At 61.4% G+C, this 19,658-nt stretch carries 17 protein-coding genes; 7 read left to right on the forward strand and 10 right to left on the reverse strand.

Features of this window, described 5'->3' with window-relative positions:
- Positions 1 to 11 precede the first annotated feature (11 nt).
- From NKH36_RS19870 to NKH36_RS19890, 5 genes are all read right to left on the reverse strand, one after another.
- Complete coding sequence (locus NKH36_RS19870; protein WP_352961560.1) at positions 12 to 758, reverse strand: sugar phosphate isomerase/epimerase family protein; 747 nt, start codon at positions 756 to 758, stop codon at positions 12 to 14.
- 68 nt (positions 759 to 826) lie between these two features.
- Complete coding sequence (locus NKH36_RS19875; protein WP_352961640.1) at positions 827 to 1,924, reverse strand: ABC transporter ATP-binding protein; 1,098 nt, start codon at positions 1,922 to 1,924, stop codon at positions 827 to 829.
- 2 nt (positions 1,925 to 1,926) lie between these two features.
- Complete coding sequence (locus NKH36_RS19880) at positions 1,927 to 2,829, reverse strand: carbohydrate ABC transporter permease (protein WP_352961637.1); 903 nt, start codon at positions 2,827 to 2,829, stop codon at positions 1,927 to 1,929.
- Positions 2,830 to 2,854: 25 nt separating this feature from the next.
- Complete coding sequence (locus NKH36_RS19885) at positions 2,855 to 3,748, reverse strand: carbohydrate ABC transporter permease (RefSeq protein ID WP_352961557.1); 894 nt, start codon at positions 3,746 to 3,748, stop codon at positions 2,855 to 2,857.
- Between the two features lie 103 nt (positions 3,749 to 3,851).
- On the reverse strand, positions 3,852 to 5,090 hold the full coding sequence (locus NKH36_RS19890) for an ABC transporter substrate-binding protein (protein ID WP_352961554.1): 1,239 nt from the start codon (positions 5,088 to 5,090) through the stop codon (positions 3,852 to 3,854).
- 418 nt (positions 5,091 to 5,508) lie between these two features.
- On the opposite strand from NKH36_RS19890, the gene NKH36_RS19895 reads away from it, so the two are divergent.
- Positions 5,509 to 6,558: a LacI family transcriptional regulator gene (locus NKH36_RS19895; RefSeq protein WP_352961551.1), complete on the forward strand. Its 1,050-nt coding sequence runs from the start codon at positions 5,509 to 5,511 to the stop codon at positions 6,556 to 6,558.
- A gap of 188 nt (positions 6,559 to 6,746) precedes the next feature.
- Here the strand turns inward: NKH36_RS19895 and NKH36_RS19900 are convergent, their stop codons facing one another.
- Positions 6,747 to 7,826: an FAD-binding oxidoreductase gene (locus NKH36_RS19900; RefSeq protein ID WP_352961549.1), complete on the reverse strand. Its 1,080-nt coding sequence runs from the start codon at positions 7,824 to 7,826 to the stop codon at positions 6,747 to 6,749.
- A gap of 89 nt (positions 7,827 to 7,915) precedes the next feature.
- Positions 7,916 to 8,773, reverse strand: coding sequence for a LysR family transcriptional regulator (locus NKH36_RS19905; protein WP_352963982.1), 858 nt, complete (start codon positions 8,771 to 8,773; stop codon positions 7,916 to 7,918).
- 133 nt (positions 8,774 to 8,906) lie between these two features.
- Between NKH36_RS19905 and NKH36_RS19910 the strand changes: the two genes are divergently transcribed.
- The 6 genes from NKH36_RS19910 to NKH36_RS19935 all read left to right on the forward strand — a co-directional run bounded on the left by NKH36_RS19910 (position 8,907) and on the right by NKH36_RS19935 (position 15,717).
- Positions 8,907 to 9,989, forward strand: coding sequence for an amidohydrolase family protein (locus tag NKH36_RS19910; RefSeq protein ID WP_352961544.1), 1,083 nt, complete (start codon positions 8,907 to 8,909; stop codon positions 9,987 to 9,989).
- Positions 9,990 to 10,001: 12 nt separating this feature from the next.
- Complete coding sequence (locus NKH36_RS19915; protein ID WP_023797723.1) at positions 10,002 to 10,355, forward strand: Rieske (2Fe-2S) protein; 354 nt, start codon at positions 10,002 to 10,004, stop codon at positions 10,353 to 10,355.
- A gap of 113 nt (positions 10,356 to 10,468) precedes the next feature.
- Positions 10,469 to 12,076 (forward strand): ABC transporter substrate-binding protein, encoded by a 1,608-nt coding sequence (locus NKH36_RS19920; RefSeq protein WP_352961540.1) that lies wholly within the window; start codon positions 10,469 to 10,471, stop codon positions 12,074 to 12,076.
- 71 nt (positions 12,077 to 12,147) lie between these two features.
- On the forward strand, positions 12,148 to 13,194 hold the full coding sequence (locus tag NKH36_RS19925; protein ID WP_352961537.1) for an ABC transporter permease: 1,047 nt from the start codon (positions 12,148 to 12,150) through the stop codon (positions 13,192 to 13,194).
- A complete protein-coding gene (locus tag NKH36_RS19930; RefSeq protein ID WP_352961536.1) occupies positions 13,191 to 14,075 on the forward strand; it encodes an ABC transporter permease in 885 nt (294 codons plus the stop codon). The genes NKH36_RS19925 and NKH36_RS19930 overlap by 4 nt, the downstream gene beginning before the upstream one ends.
- Complete coding sequence (locus NKH36_RS19935; RefSeq protein WP_352961534.1) at positions 14,065 to 15,717, forward strand: ABC transporter ATP-binding protein; 1,653 nt, start codon at positions 14,065 to 14,067, stop codon at positions 15,715 to 15,717. Before NKH36_RS19930 ends, NKH36_RS19935 begins: the two co-directional genes overlap by 11 nt.
- Positions 15,718 to 15,868: 151 nt before the next feature.
- Here NKH36_RS19935 and gnd read toward each other — a convergent pair whose 3' ends face one another.
- From gnd to NKH36_RS19950, 3 genes are all read right to left on the reverse strand, one after another.
- Positions 15,869 to 17,311 (reverse strand): NADP-dependent phosphogluconate dehydrogenase, encoded by a 1,443-nt coding sequence (gene gnd / locus NKH36_RS19940; protein WP_352961531.1) that lies wholly within the window; start codon positions 17,309 to 17,311, stop codon positions 15,869 to 15,871.
- Positions 17,312 to 17,449: 138 nt separating this feature from the next.
- Positions 17,450 to 19,075 carry a copper resistance CopC/CopD family protein gene (locus NKH36_RS19945; protein WP_352961528.1) on the reverse strand — a complete coding sequence of 542 codons (1,626 nt, stop codon included), beginning with the start codon at positions 19,073 to 19,075 and terminating at the stop codon, positions 17,450 to 17,452.
- A gap of 54 nt (positions 19,076 to 19,129) precedes the next feature.
- Entirely contained in the window at positions 19,130 to 19,648 is a 519-nt protein-coding gene (locus NKH36_RS19950) for a YcnI family copper-binding membrane protein (protein WP_352961525.1), read from the reverse strand.
- Between the last annotated feature and the right edge of the window lie 10 nt (positions 19,649 to 19,658).

Consider the following 19,658-nt stretch of genomic DNA (forward strand, 5'->3'; position numbering starts at 1 on the left):
CTGGTTTGCTCCTAATAGGTCTTGGCGGCTGCGATCGAGCGGCGGGCGAAGCGCTCGATATCGTTTGGGTTGTCCTGTTCCATGACGTAGTATTTGGCGGCGCTCTCGGCGCGCAGAGCCTGGATCAGGCCGGCCCAGTCGATCGTGCCGTGGCCGACATCCGACCAGCCGTCCTCGTCGAGACCCTCACCCGGCTTGGCGATGTCCTTGACATGGACGGCGGCGATGCGTTTGCCATATTTCTCGATCCAGGGCAGCGGATCGTCGCCGCCGCGCACCACCCAGGCTACGTCCATCTCCCAGCCGATGTCGGGCGCTGCCGCCAGGATGTGGTCTTGCGGCACCGAGCTGTCGGCAAGCTTCTTGAACTCGAAGTCATGATTGTGCCAGGCAAAGCCGTAGCCGGCTTTCTCAGCCGTCTCGCCGACCTTGGCCAGGCGTGCGCCGAAGCCGCGCCAGCCGGCCACGTCGGTCGGCCTGCTCTCGGCGACCAGATAGGGGCAGATGAGCAGAGTGATGCCGAGTGCGTCGGCGATTTTGCGCACGCCGTCGAAATCATTCTCGAGCGCGTCGATCGAGAAATGGCCGGTCGGCATGGCTAGCCCGTTCTTGTCGAGTTCGGCGCGAAATGCCCTGGGGTCGTCATAGACGCCGCCGAACCCTTCGACCTGCGCATAGCCGAGCTCGCCCAGCATCTTGAGCACCCCTGCCCAAGGTTGGAAATGGCGGGCGCTGTAAAGTTGGAATGACCAATTCATCGTCTCTGTCCGTTGTCTGGGGGATGGAGGGGCTTGAGGTGAAATTCTTGGGAATGAGGTTTGGGGAGTTACAAGCGGTTGCCGGTTGCGGCGTCGAACAGCGAAGCGCGCATCGGGTCAAAACCGATGCTCACCGCGTCGGCATTGTTTGGCGTGCGCTCAGATGTCACCCGCACGGTGAAATTCTGATTTCCGAGCTTCAGCCAGACCAGCGTGTCGGAACCCATGGGCTCGACCACCACGACATTTGCCGTGGCTGTGAACGGCCATCCAGCGCCGCTGTTGAACGCGACATGCTCGGGCCGGATACCGAACACGGCCGCTCCCGGCACCGGCTCCTTTTCGAAAGCATAGGTGGCAAGAGAGATCCGCACATCCTCGGCGGCGAAGTGCCAGTTGCCATTGTCGTTCTCCAGCCGGCCGTCGAGAAAGTTCATCGCCGGCGAGCCGAGGAAGCCGGCGACGAAACGATTGACCGGGCGATTGTAGATCGTCTGCGGTGCGTCGAGCTGCTGGATCACGCCGCCCTTCATCACCGCGATGCGGTCGGCCAGCGTCATCGCCTCGATCTGGTCGTGGGTGACATAGATCATGGTGTTCTGCAGCTTGCTGTGCAGCAGTTTGATTTCGACACGCAGCTCCGCACGCAGCTTAGCGTCGAGATTGGAAAGCGGCTCATCGAAGAGGAAGACGTCGACGTCGCGCACCAGCGCCCGCCCGATGGCGACACGCTGGCGCTGGCCGCCCGAAAGCGCCGATGGCTTGCGTTGCAGCAGTGGCTCGATCTGCAGGATCTCGGCGGCCCGCGCAATGCGCTTGGCGATCTCGTCCCTGGGAATGCCGGCGACGCGCAGCCCGAAAGACAGGTTCTTCTCCACCGTCATCTGCGGATAGAGGGCATAGGACTGGAACACCATGCCGATGCCACGGTCCTTGGGTTCCTCCCAGGTGACGTTCTTGCCCTTGATGAAGATGCGGCCGTCTGAAACGTCGAGCAGGCCGGCGATGCAGTTGAGCAAAGTCGACTTGCCGCAGCCGGACGGACCGAGCAGCACGATGAACTCGCCCTCGGCGACATCGATGTTGAGCGTCTCCAGCACCGACACTGCGCCGAAATTCAGCGACAGGTCCTGGATTGAAACGCTGGGATTTTCCAGTCTTGTCATCATCATCCTTTCACCGCGCCGGCGGCGATGCCACGCACGAAAAGCTTGCCGGAAACGAAGTAGACGACGAGCGGTACCAGGCCGGTCAGGATGGTGGCGGCCATGTTGACGTTGTATTCCTTCACGCCTTGCACCGAGTTGACGATGTTGTTGAGCTGCACCGTCATCGGATAGGTGTCGGGGCGGGTGTAGACGACGCCGAACAGGAAGTCGTTCCAGATGCCGGTCACCTGCAGGATGATGGCGACGACGAAGATCGGCAGCGACATCGGCAGCATGATGCGGAAATAGATGCCCCAGAAGCCGGCGCCGTCGACGCGCGCCGCCCGGAACAGTTCCTCCGGCATGGAAGAGAAGTAGTTGCGGAACAACAGTGTCAGGATCGGCATGCCGAAGATGGAATGGACGATCACCAGGCCGCTTAAGCTGCCGTAGAGGCCGATTTCGCGCAGGATGATGACGATCGGATAGATCATCACCTGATAGGGGATGAAGGCGCCGACGATCAGGATGACGAAGAAAGTATCGGCTCCCTTGAAGCGCCAGTTGGCCAGCGCGTAGCCGTTCACCGAAGCGATGGCGATCGACAGGATCACCGACGGAACGGTGATGCGCACCGAATTCCAGAAGCCGCGCGAGAGCCCGTCGCAGTTTAGGCCGGTGCAGGCGCTGGACCAGGCCTTCACCCAAGGCTCAAAGGTGATCTCGAGCGGCGGCGAGAAGATGTTGCCGAGGCGTATCTCCGGCATGCCCTTGAGCGACGTCACCACCATCACATAGAGCGGCAGCAGATAATAGAGCGCCACAACGATGAGCGTGCCATAGAGGAAGATGTTGCGGCGCGAGAACACATGCCGCGGCTTCGGCCCGCGCGGCCCGGATGCCTCAAGCCCGATAGAGCCCATACCGGCAGGCAGGGAAACGGCATGGTCAGACACGCTTCTTGCCTCCGAATTCGAGGTAAGCCCACGGCACGATGACGACCACCACCGACAGCAGCATCATGGTCGAGGCGGCGAAGCCCTGGCCGAGATTCTGGGCGAAAAACATGTAGTCATAGACATATTTGGCCGGCACTTCGGAGGCGATGCCGGGACCGCCGCTGGTCTGGGCGACAACCAGGTCATAGACCTTGACGATGCCGGCGGCGATGATGACGAGCGCGGTGATGAAGACCGGGCGCATCATCGGGATGATGATGAACAGATAGGTCTTCAGGGTGGGTATCCCATCGACCCGCGCGGCTTTCCAGATATCCTCATCGATGCCGCGCAGGCCCGCCAGCATCAGGCACATGATGAGCCCGGTGCCTTGCCAGAGCGCGGCAATCAGGATGCCATAGATGACGATGTCGGAATTGTAGAGCGGATCGAAGCTGAAGCTTTCCCAGCCGAGGCCGCGCACCACCCCCTGGATCCCGAACTCCGGATTGAGCAGCCATTGCCAGACAAGACCGGTGACGATGAAGGAGAGCGCGAAGGGATAGAGGAAGATGGTGCGGAACGTGTCCTCGAAGCGGATCTTCTGGTCGAGCAGCGCCGCCAGTATGAACCCGATGACGAGAGAGAACACCAGCGACATCACGCCGTAGACCAGGAGGTTCTCAATCGAGACCAGCCAACGCGGCGTCGACCACAACCGATAATACTGATCGAGCCCGACGAAGTTCAGCCGCGGCAGCAGCTTCGAATTGGTGAAGGAATAGAGCACCGTCCACGCGCTGCCGCCGACGAAGATCACCAGGGCGGTGAGGACCATCGGAATAGAGGCGACCTTGGCGTTAAGGTTGCGGAAGAGTTGGTTGGGACGTTCGCTCTTGCTCATCTGCACAGCCGGGCTGGATCGGGTAAGGGCGGGCGGGTCAAGACCTTGACCCGGAGCTCCCGGCCCCGCGGTCGCGGGCCGGGAGCGAGCGGTTCGTCGATCGTCAGTCCGCCGAGGCGACGATGTCGGCGAAGCGCTTTTGCGCCTCTTCCACAGTCATGTCCGGCTTAGCGAAGAACTCGGAGAAAAGGTCCTCCTTCTGCTTTTGGGTGTCCTGCGACAGCAGTTGGTCCGTCCAGGGCATGACGCTGCCCTTGGCCAGGATATCGAGCCCTTTCTTCATGCAGTCGTTCGCCGCCTTGAGGTCGATATCGCCGCGCACCGGCAGTGACCCCTTCTTGAGGTTGAAGGCGACCTGCGTCTTGGGATCGAGCAGTGCTTCGGCCAGCGCTTCCTGCGCCTTGGACTTTTCAGCGTCCTGCAGCAGCGGGAAGTAGAAGGCGTCGCCGCCGGTCGCGATGACCTCGTTCAGGCCAAGGCCGGGAAGACACGTATAGTCCTTGCCGGCGGTCAGGCCGGCAACCTGGAACTCGCCCTGCGCCCAGTCCCCCATGATCTGGCCGCCGGCCTTGCCGGCGATGACGAGATTGGTGGCCTGGTTCCAGTCCTGCACATTGGTGTTCTTCGCCATCTTGCGGGCATCGTCCGCGGCCTTGAACACCTTGGCGACCTCCGGACCGGCGGCGAATTCTGCGTCCTTGTCGCGATAGACCTTCAAGAAAGTGTCCGTGCCGCCGACCGCCGTAAGCAGCACATCGAAGGCGCCCGAGGATTGCCAGGGCTGCCCGCCGACCGCGAGCGGTATGATGCCTGCCTTCTCCAGCGCAGGCGCGGCTGCAACATATTCATTCCAATTCTTCGGCACCGGCACACCTGCCTTTTCGAAGGCTGCGTTCGACAGCCACAGCCACTGCCAGGAGTGAATGTTGACCGGCACGCAATAGATCTTGCCGTCGAGGGTACAGCCGTCGAGCAGGCTCTTCGGCTGTACGATTTCCGCCCACTTGTCCCTGGTGGCGAGCTCGGTCAAGTCGCGCATCAGACCGGCCTGCACCAATTCTTCCGCTTGCCTTCCGTGGTTGAACTGGGTGGCGCCCATGGGGTCGCCGCCAGTGATGCGGCTGATCATGATCGGCCGCGCCGTGCCACCGGAACCGGCGATAGCGCCGTCGACCCAATGATTACCTGTCGCGTCGAACGCCTTGGCGAACTCGGCGACCGCCGCCGCCTCGCCACCCGAAGTCCACCAATGGGTGACTTCCAGATCCGTCGCTGCCGCCGGGCCGGCGAATGGCAGTGCGGTTGTCACGGCCAATGCAGCGGTCATGAATTGGTATCGCATTTCGGCTCCTCCCAGAATCTGAAACGTTACAGATTTTCGATACGGCAATTGCGTGGGGCGTGCAACCCCTGAATAGGAAGCGGCTCAATATTTTGTGAGGATGCGAACAAATTCGCTCATGCAACCTGTCTGCTGCATCGCAGCAGATTAGGTTGCATTGCAAAAATGACGCTGCAATGCATTCAAGTTCGGCGAATCTGGTTGCGCGAGCACGCCCTGCCGACGTCCAGCGACCTTGCGCTCGAATAGAGCGTCGCTCCGCGCAAAGACCCTGCCACCAACCGCTGCCGCGATGGCAAGTGACAATCTGTAACGTTTCAGTATATAGAGTGCTCATCAGGGCGGAGTCGCGGGCGAGCCGCGATCCGCGGATTGCCGGTCTGCACGGCAACTGCTATGCGCCTGACGGGCGGGATGAATGGACAGACATCAGACGGAAAAGGACGATGAGGCGTCGGCACAGGGCCGGCCGACGTTGAAGACGCTTGCCTTTATGACCGGGCTGGGCGTCACCACCGTATCGCGGGCGCTGAAGGACGCGCCCGAGATCGGCGCCGAAACAAGACGGCGCGTCCAGCTCGTCGCCAAGCAGATCGGTTACCGCCCCAACCGTGCCGGTGTGCGCCTGCGGACCGGCAAGACGAACGTCATCAGCCTCGTGCTCAATACCGAGCGCGAGATCATGAGCTTTGTCTCGGACATCATCTACGGCGTCTCGGAAGTCATCGCCGACACGCCCTATCACCTGATCGTCACACCCTATTCACGCTCGCAGGATCCCCTGGACCCGATACGCTATTTGGTGGAGACCGGCTCCGCCGACGGCGTCATCATTTCGCGCACTCAGCCGAATGACCCCAGGGCCCGTTACATGCTGGAGCGCGGTATCCCCTTTGCCACGCACGGCCGCACCGATATGGGGCTGATCCATCCCTATCATGATTTCGACAATTACGCGTTCGCGACCGAGGCTGTACGCCATCTGGCCGGCCTCGGCCGCCGCAGGCTGGCTCTGCTGGGGCCTCCAGTCGAGCTGACCTACCACAGTCATACGCTGAACGGCTTCACCGATGCGCTGAGCGAGGTCGGCGCCAGCGAGATCCCGTTCAACACCGTTTCGATCGACCATTCGATCGAGCAGATCAGGATGAGGACCGCGCAGCTGATGCGCCGCGACGTCAGGCCCGACGGTTTCGTCAGCAGTGCCGCTGCAGCCACCCTCGCCATCGTCGCCGGCATCGAGGACGCCGGCCTCAAGCTCGGCCGGGAGGTCGACGTGGTATCCAAGCAGTCGTCGGACCTGCTGCACCTGTTCCGGAGGGAATTGCTGGTGGTCAACGAGAACTTCCGGCTGGCCGGCGCGGAGCTCGCCCGCTCGGTGCTGGGTTGGATCGGCGGCGCAGCACCTGGCTCCTTGCAGAGCCTGAGCATGCCGACCGAGGTTCTGGCCTATCGCCGTCCCGACTAGAGCGGATACGTTCAAATTGAACTGGGCTCCATCTATTTGTCTTAGCGATGCCGCCCGACAGCCGACAGGATCCAACAGCCAAGCGCAGGTTGCCGGAATCGACTCATGAGTGCACGCGCCGTTTATCCAATCATGTGAGCCACCGGCATGCCCGCAGCGCCGGGCTTTGCCATCAGTCCGCAATGAGGTCAGAGATCGAGGCAAACGGTGCTTTGCGGCCGGCTGCAGCAAGCCAGCACATAACCAGCCGCCTTCTCTTCAAGGTTGAGTCCTCCAAGGTCGTCCATCGCGACTTCACCCGACAGCTTGACCGTCCGGCAAGTTCCGCAAATACCCTGCTGGCATGCGGTGGGAATGTGGAGCCCGCAATTGCGCGCCGCATCGAGCAGGGTCTCTTCGGGCGCACAAAGATGCTCTACGCCGGTCCGGGCGAAGCGGACGCGCGCAACGCCAGCGCCCGATTGCGGAGGCATGGAATTGCCCACAGCGCCGCCGAAACTTTCCTCGTGATACTGGGAGGGTGCGATGCCGATCCCCGCGACACAGGCCCGAACCGTCTGCATAAACGGCTCGGGGCCGCAAACGTAAGACGTGCGCTGGTGAAGGTCTGGAGCCAGCCGCAAGAGCATGGGGCCGTCGATGCGACCGATTGGGCCCTGCCACGCCGAACCTTCCTGGCTGCAGATGAAGCTAACATCGACATTGGAGAATCGCGCGGCCAGCGCCTCCAACTCGGAGCGGAAGGCGATGTCGTCCGCCGTCCGAGCGCAGTGAATGAAACGGATGTCATGGCCAGATGCCCGGTCGGTTAGCGCCCGCAGCATCGATATAACGGGAGTGATGCCGCTGCCGCCCGAAAGGAAAAGCGGCTTCTCGCATGGTAGATCGTCGAAGTTGAAACGTCCGACCGGCCCTTCGATTTCAATGTCGTGGCCCGGCCGGAGATTGTCGTGAAGCCAGTTGGAAACAAGCCCGCCCTTCACCCGCTTCACCGTGATCTGCAGGTCGAGCGGTCGCGTCGGCGGCGACGACACCGAGTACGATCTCGTTACCCGGGTGCCGCCGATCGTCAGGTGCAGGACTAAATACTGGCCTGCACTGAAGCTGAACATGTGGCCAGAAGCGGCTGAGAAGACGAATGTCTTAACGTCGTGCGTCTCATCGATGACGCGCCGGCAGCGCACGAACTGTCTTGAGCTCTCCGCCCATTGCCGTTGACGCATCGCCGGCACGAAATCGGTGGTCGAAAAGGGAGCGTGCGCGTTCATGATTTGACTTTGCTTAACCCGACCAGAATGGCAGCCGGGATACTTTCAAAAAAGCGGTAGATGTCGGCTTTTCAATCGGGTATTTCGATCTAACTTTCCATGGACATAACGGCCAGATGGAGCGCGCGAATCCCTCTACGGATGATCGGCTCGTGCTTGCGGCGCGCCAAAATAGCGGTGTGAACCGGCTGCTGAAGCGCGGGCGCACCCTCGACCACAAAAGACGGCCGCTCGGCGGTATACCGCCGAGCGTCGTCATTGCGCATGTAGCAAGTGCCACCCATGCGCCGCAGCATCGCTTCGGCGAGCGCTTCCGAGCCCATCGAAAGACGGCCTATCGCCAATTGCGGCAGCGCCTCGGCGTGGGCTTTTTCAAGCGCGACCGTGTAGCCCGGCCGGATATACGTATCCGGGTTGACCTCCGACAGGATCCTGGCCGTCGCTGACACCATCACATATTCTTCAACCATGAGGGGATCGTAGGAGATTTCAGGGAGGTATCGGGGCGCGTAGACCACAGCAATATCGAGGTTTCCCAAGCTCAAATCGGAAATCATCTGCGGCGAGTAGTCGGACTCTACGTGAATTGACGATTTCGGCAGCACCTGGAACAGAGTTTCCACCCAACCCGGTAATATCGAGCGCGTCATTCCGACCTGCGCAGCGACGCGCAAGGTGCCCTCGAACCGGTTGAATGCCCGAACGTCATGGCGGGCCTGAGACCATGTCGAGAGCATGGATCGCGCATAGGCTTCGAAACGTCGCCCCGCCGCGGTCGGTTCGGCGCCGGCGCGTCCCCTCAAGAAGAGCTCCGAACCGATGGCCTGCTCCAGGTTCCTGATGCGGGTGCTGACCGTCGACTGCGTAACCCCAAGACGATCGGCCGTACGGTTGAAATTTCGTGACTCCATGATGTCGAGGAAGGTCTCGATGTGATCCAGCTGCATGTCGCCTCGCAATCGAAAAATCCGATCGTATTACCCCAGATCACAAGCTTGATCAAATAATTCCCAAGGCGGAAGCTGCGGTTGAAGAAGCCGGCTGGGTTAGCCGGCCTGCCGCGCCAGGGAGTTGGATAGGGTGTTCATAGTCGATTGCGATTGTCACAATTACTGGTCGAGCGCGACGGTGCTCGAGCCCTATCTTTCCGGCGTCTGGAAAGACATGTTCACAGAAGGCGAGAAAACTGGTCCGAGAGGCGCCTTCCCGCACGGGCACCGTCCGTGGTTTCACCCGCAGGACTTCTCGCGGAAGGACGTCAGGCCCGAGACGGAGGCCGACAACTATCTCATCATGAAAGAAAAGCACCTCGACAAATACAATATCGGGGCCGCTATCCTCACTGGCGACGAGCCGATCGAAGCCTCCACGCTGGCAAATCCCTATTACGCCAGTGCGCTGGTCAGCGCCTATAACGACTACCAAATCGCCGAATGGCTTCCCAAAGACAGTCGCTTTATGGGCTCCATCATCATCGCGCCGCAGGATCCGAAGCTCGCAGCAGCCGAGATCCGCCGCCTCGGCAACCATCCCCGTATGGTACAGGTTTTGGCCTCCCAAGGCTCGGTCAAACCCTACGGCGATCCGTTCTACCATCCCATTTTCGAGGCTTGCGCCGAAGTCGGGCTGCCATTCGCGATCCACCTGGGCGGCCATGGCGGCATCAACTGGAACGCGGTGGCACCGGCTCCCACGACCTTCTTCTGGGAGACGCACGCTATTCTTCACATGTCGGCCTTGTCGCATGTGGCAAGCATGATCGCGCATGGCGTTTTCGAAAAATGGCCGGATCTGTATTTCGTGATCATAGAGTGCGGTGTGGCCTGGGTTCCGTCGGTATTGTGGCGTCTGGACGCAGACTACAGAGCGCTGCGCAAGGAAACGCCGTGGCTGAAGATGCTGCCCTCTGAGTATTGCCGGCGCAATATCCGCTTTTCCACGCAGCCGCTGGAGCAGCCCGCGAATATACAGCATCTCTGGTCCACTCTCGAAGCGATGGACGGCGAGAACACGTTGATGTTTGCCTCCGACTACCCGCATTGGGATTATGACGATGCCAACACGCTGCACATCCCGCCCGCCTGGAGGAGCAAGATCATGGGATTGAATGCGCTCGAGGTCTATAAACGCATTCCCCGCACGCAAGCGGCTAATGCCGCCTGACGGGAGCAGACAATGGCTGAGAAGACATACATTTGCCGGGTCGACGAAATCGAGACCGGAACTCCCTACATCGCCAAAATCCGCAGCCTTTCAGTCGGGGTATTCCGCATCGGAGATTCATTCCATGCCTTGCTGAACGTTTGTCCGCACCGCGGCGCTCCGCTTTGCGAGGGACCGCAATGCGGAACCACGGCGCCGGTCGACCAAGCGCAATTCATCTATCACCGCGAGAACGAGATCGTGCGCTGCGCCTGGCACGGCTGGGAATTCGACATAAAAACCGGTGCAGCCTTGGTCGATCCGGGCGTACGTGCCCGAACATTCCCGGTCACGGTAGAAGCTGGTGAAATCTATGTAACGGCGTAAGATTTGCGTCGAACCGCGGAAAAACCGAAAGGAGGCAAATCGGCTGAATCCGCCAGATCTGCTCGGTAAATGCCAACAACAAGAATGCGGGAAATCCGCAATGGGAGGAAGCAGTGTCAGAATCTGAATACAAACTGCGCTTGGCGCAAAATCTGATCGGCCGCGGCAAGGTTTCCCGCCGTGATTTCATCCATCTAGGGCTGGCGGCAGGCCTGACGGTCGCCTCCGCCGATATGCTCTTCGTGAGCGTGGCGCGGGCTGAACCGCAGCGGGGCGGCTTCGCCAAGCTCGGCATGGCACATGGCGCGACGACGGATTCAATCGATCCGGCCGGCTATCCCGATACATTCACGCAAACCGCCTTCTCGGGCGCCATGTCCAACAGCCTGACCGAGGTGGACGCAAAAGGCAGCATCCAGCCGGACCTTGCCGAGAGCTTTGAGACCACGGACGACGCGACAACATGGGTCTTCAAGCTGCGCAAAGGTGCGACCTTCCACAACGGCAAGACCGTGACAGCGGACGACGTGGTCGCTTCGATGCAGTACCACATGGGAGCCGACACCAAATCGGCGGCGAAGTCACTGCTCGAATCGGTGACCAACATCAAGGCGGACGGTCCGGAAACGATTGTTTTCACGCTAAAAAGCGGCAATGCCGACTTTCCCTACATCATGAGCGACTATCATCTTGTCGTCATGCCTGCCAGGGACGGAAAGGCGGACTGGGAATCGGGCGTCCGGACTGGTGCCTTCGTGCTTGAGAACTTTCAGCCAGGCGTCTCGGCCAAGCTCAAGCGCAATCCCAACTACTTCAAGAATGGCAAACCCTATTTTGACGAGGTGGAGTTTATCGCCATCACCGACCTCGCCGCGCGTATGGCCGCGCTGTCAACCGGCGAGGTGGATTATATCGGCCGCGCCGACCTGAAAACGCTCGGTATGCTGAAGCGCAAGCCGAATATCGAGATCCTCGAGGTCACCGGATACGGCCACTACACGCTGCCGATGAACGTGACAGTGGCGCCATTCGACAACCCCGATGTGCGCATGGCATTGAAATGGGCGATCGATCGCGAGGAGATCGCGCAGAAGATTTTCCTTGGGCATGCCACCGTCGGAAATGACAACCCGATCGCCCCAGCGATCAAGTTCGCCATCAATCCGCAGCCGCAGCACAAGTTCGATCCGGAAAAGGCGCGCTTTCATCTGAAAAAAGCGGGAATGGAAAATCTCAAGGTCGACCTTTCCGTCGCCGACGCCGCTTTCGCCGGCGCCGTGGACGCAGCCGCCCTCATCCGCGAGACGGCGGCCCAATGCGGCATCGATGTCAATGTGGTGCGCGAGGCGGAGGACGCCTATTGGGACAATGTCTGGCTCAAGAAACCATGGTGCGCCTCCTATTGGAGCGGTCGTGCAACGGCCGACTGGATGTTCACGCAGGCCTACTCGGCGGATTCCAGCTGGAACGAGACGTTCTGGAAAAATCCCCGCTTCAACGAACTGCTGACCCAGGCACGCGCGGAGACCGACGAGGCCAAGCGCTCCGCGATGTATGCCGAAATGCAGCAGTTGACGCATGATGACGGCGGCGCCATCGTCCTGGTCTTCAACAATTTTGTCAGCGCCAAGTCCAAGAAACTGGCGCATGGCGAGCTGGCGCCGAACTGGGAGAATGACGGACTGAAGATGGCCGAGCGCTGGTGGGTAGCCAACGCATGAGGTTCGCCAAGCGAACCGCCCGCGGCGCGGGCGGTTCGCTCTTTTCAGGGAAAGGCTCGAAGGCACCGCCCATGAATCCGGTCGTTAGGACGGTTCTGCAGCGCCTGGGCCTCGGTCTGATCACGCTGTTCATCGTCACCATCATCATCTTTTCGGCGATTGCCATGCTTCCGGGCGATTTCGCCAAGGCGATGCTCGGGCAATCCGCGACGCCCGAGACGGTCGCCGCATTCCAGCGCGAAATCGGCATCGATCGTCCGCCGGTTGAGCGCTATTTCGCCTGGGTCGGACAGATCATGCAGGGGGATTTCGGCTCTTCCTTCGCAAGCCGCACCGGCTATCGGCGCACGGTCGCCGAGATCATTGCGCCCCGGCTCTACAACACGATGTTCCTCGCCGTGATGACCGCCCTTATAGCGGTTCCACTCGCGCTGGGACTCGGCATTCTCGCCGCTCTCTACCGCAACAGCTGGTTCGACCGTGTGGTGAACACGGTGACGCTGACGACGATTTCATTCCCCGAATTCTTCGTCGCCTATATGCTGGCCTATCTCATCATATCGCGCGACACGTTCATCGGAACCGAGTTCGCACAATCTCTACCCGAGTGGCTCGCAGCCTCGATCAACTGGGTCCTGAACCTGGTTCCAAAATTTCCGACACTGGCGAATATCAGCGACCAAACGCCGTTCTGGGAGCATGTCTGGCGCGCAGCGCTGCCGTCCATCACCCTCACGCTGGTGATTGTTGCCCATATGATGCGTATGACGCGCGCGGCGATTATCAACATGCTGGCAAGCCCCTATATCGACATGGCGCGGCTCAAGGGAATGTCGCCGATGGCAATCGTTCTCAGACACGCGCTGCCCAATGCCTGGGCGCCTATCGTCACGGTGATTGCGTTCAACCTCGCTTATCTCATCGTCGGCGTGGTCGTGGTGGAGGTGGTGTTCGTCTATCCCGGCATCGGCCAATTGATGGTCGATGCGGTGAAGTCCAGGGATGTTCCGGTCGTGCAAGCCTGCGCCCTAATCTTCGCGGCAACCTACATCCTGCTCAACTTGACCGCCGACATCATTTCCATCGCCACCAATCCGAGGCTTTTGCACCCGCGATGACCAGCACCGAACATGTCGTGGCTGTTCCGAGACAGAGGCGCACGCGCGCCTCCCGGGTAAAAACCGCACTCAAAAAGGCTCCATTCAGCGCCTGGTTCGGCATCGTGGTCATTCTTGGCTATGTCTTCGTCGCGCTGCTAGCGCCCTGGATAGCGCCTTACGGAGAGACGCAGGTTTTCACCGAGGCTTTCGCGCCTTGGAGCCAGGAGTTCATCGTCGGGACCGACCAACTCGGTCGCGACGTGCTCACCCGGCTGATCTATGGCGCGCGCAATACGATCGGCATCGCCTTCGCGACTACGCTTCTGTCCTTCGCGGTCGGCGTCACGCTCGGTTTGCTGGCCGCGATGTACCGGGGGTGGCTCGACCAGATTCTGTCGCGCGCGGTAGACGTGCTGATGTCGATCCCGAGCCTCATCTTCGCGCTGATGTTGCTATCCATCTTCGGTTCGTCTGTCACCAGCCTGATCCTCATCATCGCCCTGCTCGATTCGACCCGTGTTTTCCGGCTGGCGCGCGCGGTCGGGCTGAATGTTGCCGTCATGGAATATGTCGAAGCGGCGCAACTGCGTGGCGAAGGGCCGAGATGGATTCTGACCAAGGAGATCCTGCCCAACGTGCTGCCGCCACTGATCGCGGAATTCGGCCTGCGCTTCTGTTTCGTTTTCCTAACCATCGCCGCGCTCTCCTTCCTCGGCGTCGGCATCCAGCCGCCGACTGCGGACTGGGGCTCGATGGTGCGGGAAAACGCGACCCTCATCACCTATGGCGACATCACTCCGCTCTTGCCGGCAGGCGCGATTGCCCTTCTCACGGTCTCGGTTAATTTCGTTGTCGACTGGTTCTTGCACGCGACAAGCGGGTTGCGCGATGAAAAATAGGAATTCTGGCCAACGCGAAAAGGGAACGAAGCTCCTCAGTATTCGCAACCTTCATGTCGAAGGGTTTTCCGACGAGCGCTGGCATCCGATCGTTCGTGGTGTGGATCTCTCGCTAAAGCGCGGTGAGGTTCTCGGCCTCATAGGGGAATCCGGCGCCGGAAAGTCCACCATCGGGCTTGCCGCGATGGGATATGCCAAGCCAGGCTGCCGGATCACGCAAGGATCCATCCAGTTCGACGGGATCGACCTTCTCGCCATGACCGAAACCGCACGGCGGCGGCTCCGAGGCTCGCGCATCGCCTATGTCGCGCAAAGCGCGGCCGCATCCTTCAACCCCGCCCACCGGCTCCTCGATCAGACCGTCGAAACGGTCGTGGCGCACGGGATAGCCAGTCGCGAGGCAGCGAATCGGGATGCCATCGAACTTTATCGGCGTCTCCACCTGCCGGATCCGGACACCATCGGCTTCCGCTATCCCCACCAGGTCTCCGGAGGGCAGTTGCAGCGGGCAATGACGGCGATGGCCATGGCCTGCCGGCCCGACCTGATCATCTTCGACGAGCCGACGACAGCGCTCGACGTGACTACACAGGTCGAGGTCCTCGCCTCGATCCGCAAGATTGTCCAAGAATTCAACACCGCCGCGATATATGTGACCCATGACCTTGCGGTGGTTGCGCAGATGGCGGACCGGATCATGGTTCTGCGCCATGGCCGCACTGTGGAGGAGGCCGAAACACGCCACATGCTTGCGGCGCCGGCCGAAGACTATACGAGGACGCTCTGGGCGGTCAGAAAATTAGCCAAGCCCGAAGTACCGGCGGAGGATTACCTGCTCACGATCGACAACATCACCGCCGCCTATGGCGGGACTGTCAAGGTGCTGCAGGATGTATCCATCAAGGTGCCGCGTGGACGGACGATAGCGGTAGTCGGTGAATCCGGCTCTGGTAAATCAACACTCGCCCGCGTCGTCACCGGCCTCCTTCCGCCCATGTCGGGTTCGATCTCATTTGCGGGGCATCGTCTGCCAAGCACGCTGAAGGAGCGGTCCAAAGACGTTCTGCGCCGCATTCAGATGATCTATCAGATGCCGGACAATGCGCTTAATCCGCGCCAGACCGTCGAGGAGGTGATCGCACGCCCGCTAGAATTCTATCTCGGACTCAAGGGTGCGGCTCGTGACCGGCGGGTCAACGAACTGCTGCATATGATCGAAATGGATGAAAGCTTCCTCGATCGGCTGCCAGGAGAACTCTCCGGCGGCCAAAAACAGCGCATATGCATCGCGCGAGCGATCGCCGCTAATCCGGATCTCATCATCTGCGACGAAGTGACCTCGGCCCTCGATCAGATCGTGCAAGAGGAGATCCTGAAGCTCCTCATGCGGCTCCAACAAGAATTCGGGGTCAGCTACATCTTCATCACGCACGACATCGCGACGGTGCGGGCTATCGCCGACGAAATCGTAGTCATGCATCGCGGCAAAGTCGTCGAACAGGGGCTCAAAACCGAAGTCCTGACGCCGCCGCATGCTCCCTATACCGAACTGCTTCTTTCCTCCGTGCCGGAGATGGATCCGGATTGGCTGACGAACCTGCTGGAACGTCGGAAGCGGAAGCGGGTCGGCGCGGCGAACTGAATCCCAACGTATCGACCGCTTGAGACTCCGGCTCCAGTTTTCGCGCGAACGTCCGATGTTGAGTGGTGGCGGGAATCACCGGTTATGCCGCAACCGCGACGTCCAGAATGGTTGCAACAATGTCTGCTTTCAGGCAGTAGCAACGGTCACCTCAACGGCCGATATCAGGCGCTACCCCGCCACTCCCCCACGGGCCATGGAATGCACCCGACCCGTCGATGCGCTCGAAGCCGTGCGCCCCGAAGAAGTCGCGCTGCGCCTGGATCAGGTTCGAGGTGCCGCGTCCCTGGCGGTAGCTGTCGAAATAGGCCAGCGCGGACGACAGCGCCGGCACGGGCAAGCCAGCCTCCGACGCCCTTGCCACGATGCGCCGAAGCGATGGATGCGCCTCCTGCATCATCGCGATGAAGGCCGGCGCCATCAAAAGATTGGTGGCCGCGCCGCCCTTGCCGAAGGCTTCCGCCATCGTGTCCAGCAATTGGGAGCGGATGATGCAGCCGGCCCGCCAGATCTTGGCAATGGTCGGCATCGGCAGGTTCCAGTTGAATTCCTTCGACGCGCCGCTCATCACCGCGAAGCCTTGCGCATAGGCTGATATCTTGCCGGCGAACAGCGCCAGTTCGAGATCGCTAAGAAGCGCGTCCTTGTCTCCGGAAATCCTGGTCACGCCGCCATTGCCATAGGCCTTTTGGGCGGCCAGGCGCTCGTCCTTGATCGACGACAAGACGCGCGCCGCCACCGCCGCCTCGATCGCCGTGGCCGGAATGCCGAGCTGCTGCGCCTCGATGACCGACCATTTGCCGGTGCCCTTCTGGCCGGCGCGGTCGAGGATGATGTCGACCACCGGCTTGCCGGTCTTCGGATCGTCGGCGGCCAGCACCTTGGCGGTGATCTCGATCAGATAGGAGTTGAGCCGGCCCTTGTTCCAGCCGGCAAACACCTGTGCGATCTCCTTCGGCCCCATGCCTAAGCCGTCGCGCAAGATGCCGTAGATCTCGGCGATCATCTGCATGTCGGCATATTCGATGCCGTTATGGATGGTCTTGACGAAATGCCCCGCGCCATCGGTGCCAAGCCATGCCGCACAGGGCTCATCCCTGAACTTGGCCGAAATGGCGGTCAGCACCTTTTCAACGCGTTTCCAGGACTCTTCGGTGCCGCCGACCATGATCGACGGTCCATGGCGCGCGCCCTCCTCGCCGCCGGACACGCCCATGCCGATGAAGGTGAGCCCCGAACCAGAAAGCTCGGAGAAGCGCCGCATGGTGTCGCGGAAATTGGCGTTGCCGGCATCGATGACGATGTCGTTGGCCGACAACACGCTGCGCAGTGCCGCGATCTGCTCATCGACCGGCTTGCCGGCCAGCACCATGATGATGATCGGACGCGGCGGCCGGATGGCGGCGGCGAGTTCCTCCAGGCTGTAGCAGGGCACGACCATGTTCTTCAGCCCACCGGCATTCTCGACAAAGGCGTCGGTGCGTGCGGCGGTGCGGTTGAAGACGGCTATGCGGTGGCCCTTCTCGGCGATGTTGAGCGCCAGGTTGGAGCCCATCGTGCCAAGGCCGATCAGGCCGATTTCGGCTTTTTCCATCGTTTCTTCCCTGCTTTCGGATCTTTTTGCTGAGGCCGCGAGTTTGCGGCGATGAACATCCTTGGCGTGATGATTGACGGGCCTTCAGGGCCGCGTCAACCGCCTCGCCGAATTGTGTTGCCGACCGCCAGCTTGTCCTCACGGCCTGATGTCGATCGGCGCCTCTATCTTCACGATCTCGAAATCCGAGACGAGAATATCGAGCCGTGCCGTCCATCGGCCGGGAACCGGGACGACGAGATCGTCGACGCGCCAGGTGCCGTCGCCTGGCTTTGTCGCCTCGCGCTTGATCGGCTCGATGCCGGAGTCGGGTTTTGACAGCACCAGCGTCACTTGTTCAGCGTCGAGCGGGCCGAAATCCCCGGTCATGATGACGATCGAGGCGGCAACCGGCCCAACACGGCCGGGCGTGATGCTGAGGTCGGCCATAGCCTTCGGCGTGTGGATATGCACCGATGCCGGCTGCGCTGCTGCGATCGCCAGGGCGCGTGGCGGCGGCGTGAAGCGCCAGCCGGCGGCAACGCCGAAGATCGCCAGAACGATCAGCATTTCAATGCCGATCGAGCGGAACAATCTCCTCTGGACTTCGGTCTCTCCCGCTTCGGCCGGACCGGTCAGCTTCCAGCGATTGATGACGGCGAGCGTGAACAGAAAGAACAGCAGCGCCAGCTTGATCAGCAGCAGCCGGCCATAGGCGGTCTCGAGCAAAGCTGCGGGCGCCTGCACCTGGACGATAGCCAGCACGATGCCGGTGGTCGCGAGCACGGCCACGACAGGCAGGATCGCTTGGGAAAACCGGCGCAGGAAAGGCACTGCCTCGACCGGTTTCCGCCTCATGGCGAGACCGAGCGGCGTCAGCGCCCCTGCCCAGAAGGCGATGCCGGCACCGTGCAGAAACATCATCGGCCTTGTCAGCCATTGCGGTTCGGCAGCACTTGCATGCCCGCTGGCGGCAAGGGCGGCACCGATACCTGCCAAGCCAGCAAGGGCAAACAGTTTTGCGCCGCCGCGCGGCCCGACCAGCGACAGCAGGCCAAGCCCGAGCGCCACCAGCGCGACCAGCAACGTCCAGCCGAAGCTTGTGCCGAGCCCGGCCCGCCAGATGCCAGGCTGCGCCAGCCGGGTGAGCGGTGCACCGAGTGCGTCCAGTCCCTGGAAGCCGAGCGACAACGGCGCCGCGACAAGGCCGCACAGGATTGCGGCGATGACGAAGCGCTGGCCGGAACGCCCGCCCTTCGCCAGCCAGGCGATGGCAAAGGCGCCGCCGACGCCGAGAAAGAGGCCGACATAGAGAAAGACCTTGCCGATCCAGATCGCCGACCTCAGACCCCGGTCGACAGCTTCGGAGACGGCCGGCGCAGCACTCGGCGCGCCAATGGAATACAGCACCGAGCCGCCGACCGGATGGCCATCGGCGGAAATCACCCGCCAGCTCAGCACATGCGTGCCGGATTCGAGCGTTTGCGGATGATCGATCTCGACCGTCTGGCCGTTGAGCCGAAAAGAGATCAGCGAAACCGGCGTTCCATCAGGCCGCACCAGGGTCAGCACCAGCGGCGACACCGGCTCGCTGAAGGTCAGCGAGAATTGCGCGGGGCTCTGCGCCAGCACGGCGCCGTCCGCGGGCTCGGTTGTGACCAGCGCTGCGTGGGCAAAGGCCTGATTTGGCGCCGCAATGGCGGCAAGCAGCACGATCGCAGCCAGCAGACCGATAGCAAGCCGGCCGGTTGTGCAGACCGTTCGCAGGATGGATGCCGCGCTCATGTCACCGCCACAAAGACAGCGGCGCGCTTTCGGATAGAGCCCGCCGCGTAAGGATCACTTCTTCGGCAGCAGCTTGAGGCCAGGCGCGGGATATTCCAGCGCATCCTCATCCTGGCCGACGGCCGGAATCTCGATCCAGCGTTCGGCAGCACCGTCGCATTCCTGCACCACCGGGAAATAGAGCGTTTGGCCGGCCGGCAGCTCCGCCGCCAGTGTCCCGCGGAAGACGAATTCATCGTAGAATTCGTCCGGCAGGCTGCCGCCGCTCCAGTCGATTTCCCTAGCGCCTGATGTCACCGCCTCACCGTGGAGCTGGTAGGATTTTTCGTATCTGCCTTTCTTGACCTGCAGCGTCCAACCCGGCTTGGGCATCGGCTTCACCGAAATCACCCCTTCCGGGATCTGCACGCGCACGGCGGTCGTTGCCTTGCCCTCACAGCCATGCGGCACGCGCAGGACGGCCTTGTAGGTCGAACCGACCGCCGCCTCCTGCGTTTCGAGCGTGACGTGGGCAAAGGCCGCGCTTGCCCCGAAGACGACAAAAGCACCGACCAACGAAAGATAACTGTTCATGATGGTCCCT

The sequence above is a fragment of the Mesorhizobium sp. M1312 genome (assembly GCF_040318115.1).
Classification (GTDB): Bacteria; Pseudomonadota; Alphaproteobacteria; order Rhizobiales; family Rhizobiaceae; genus Mesorhizobium.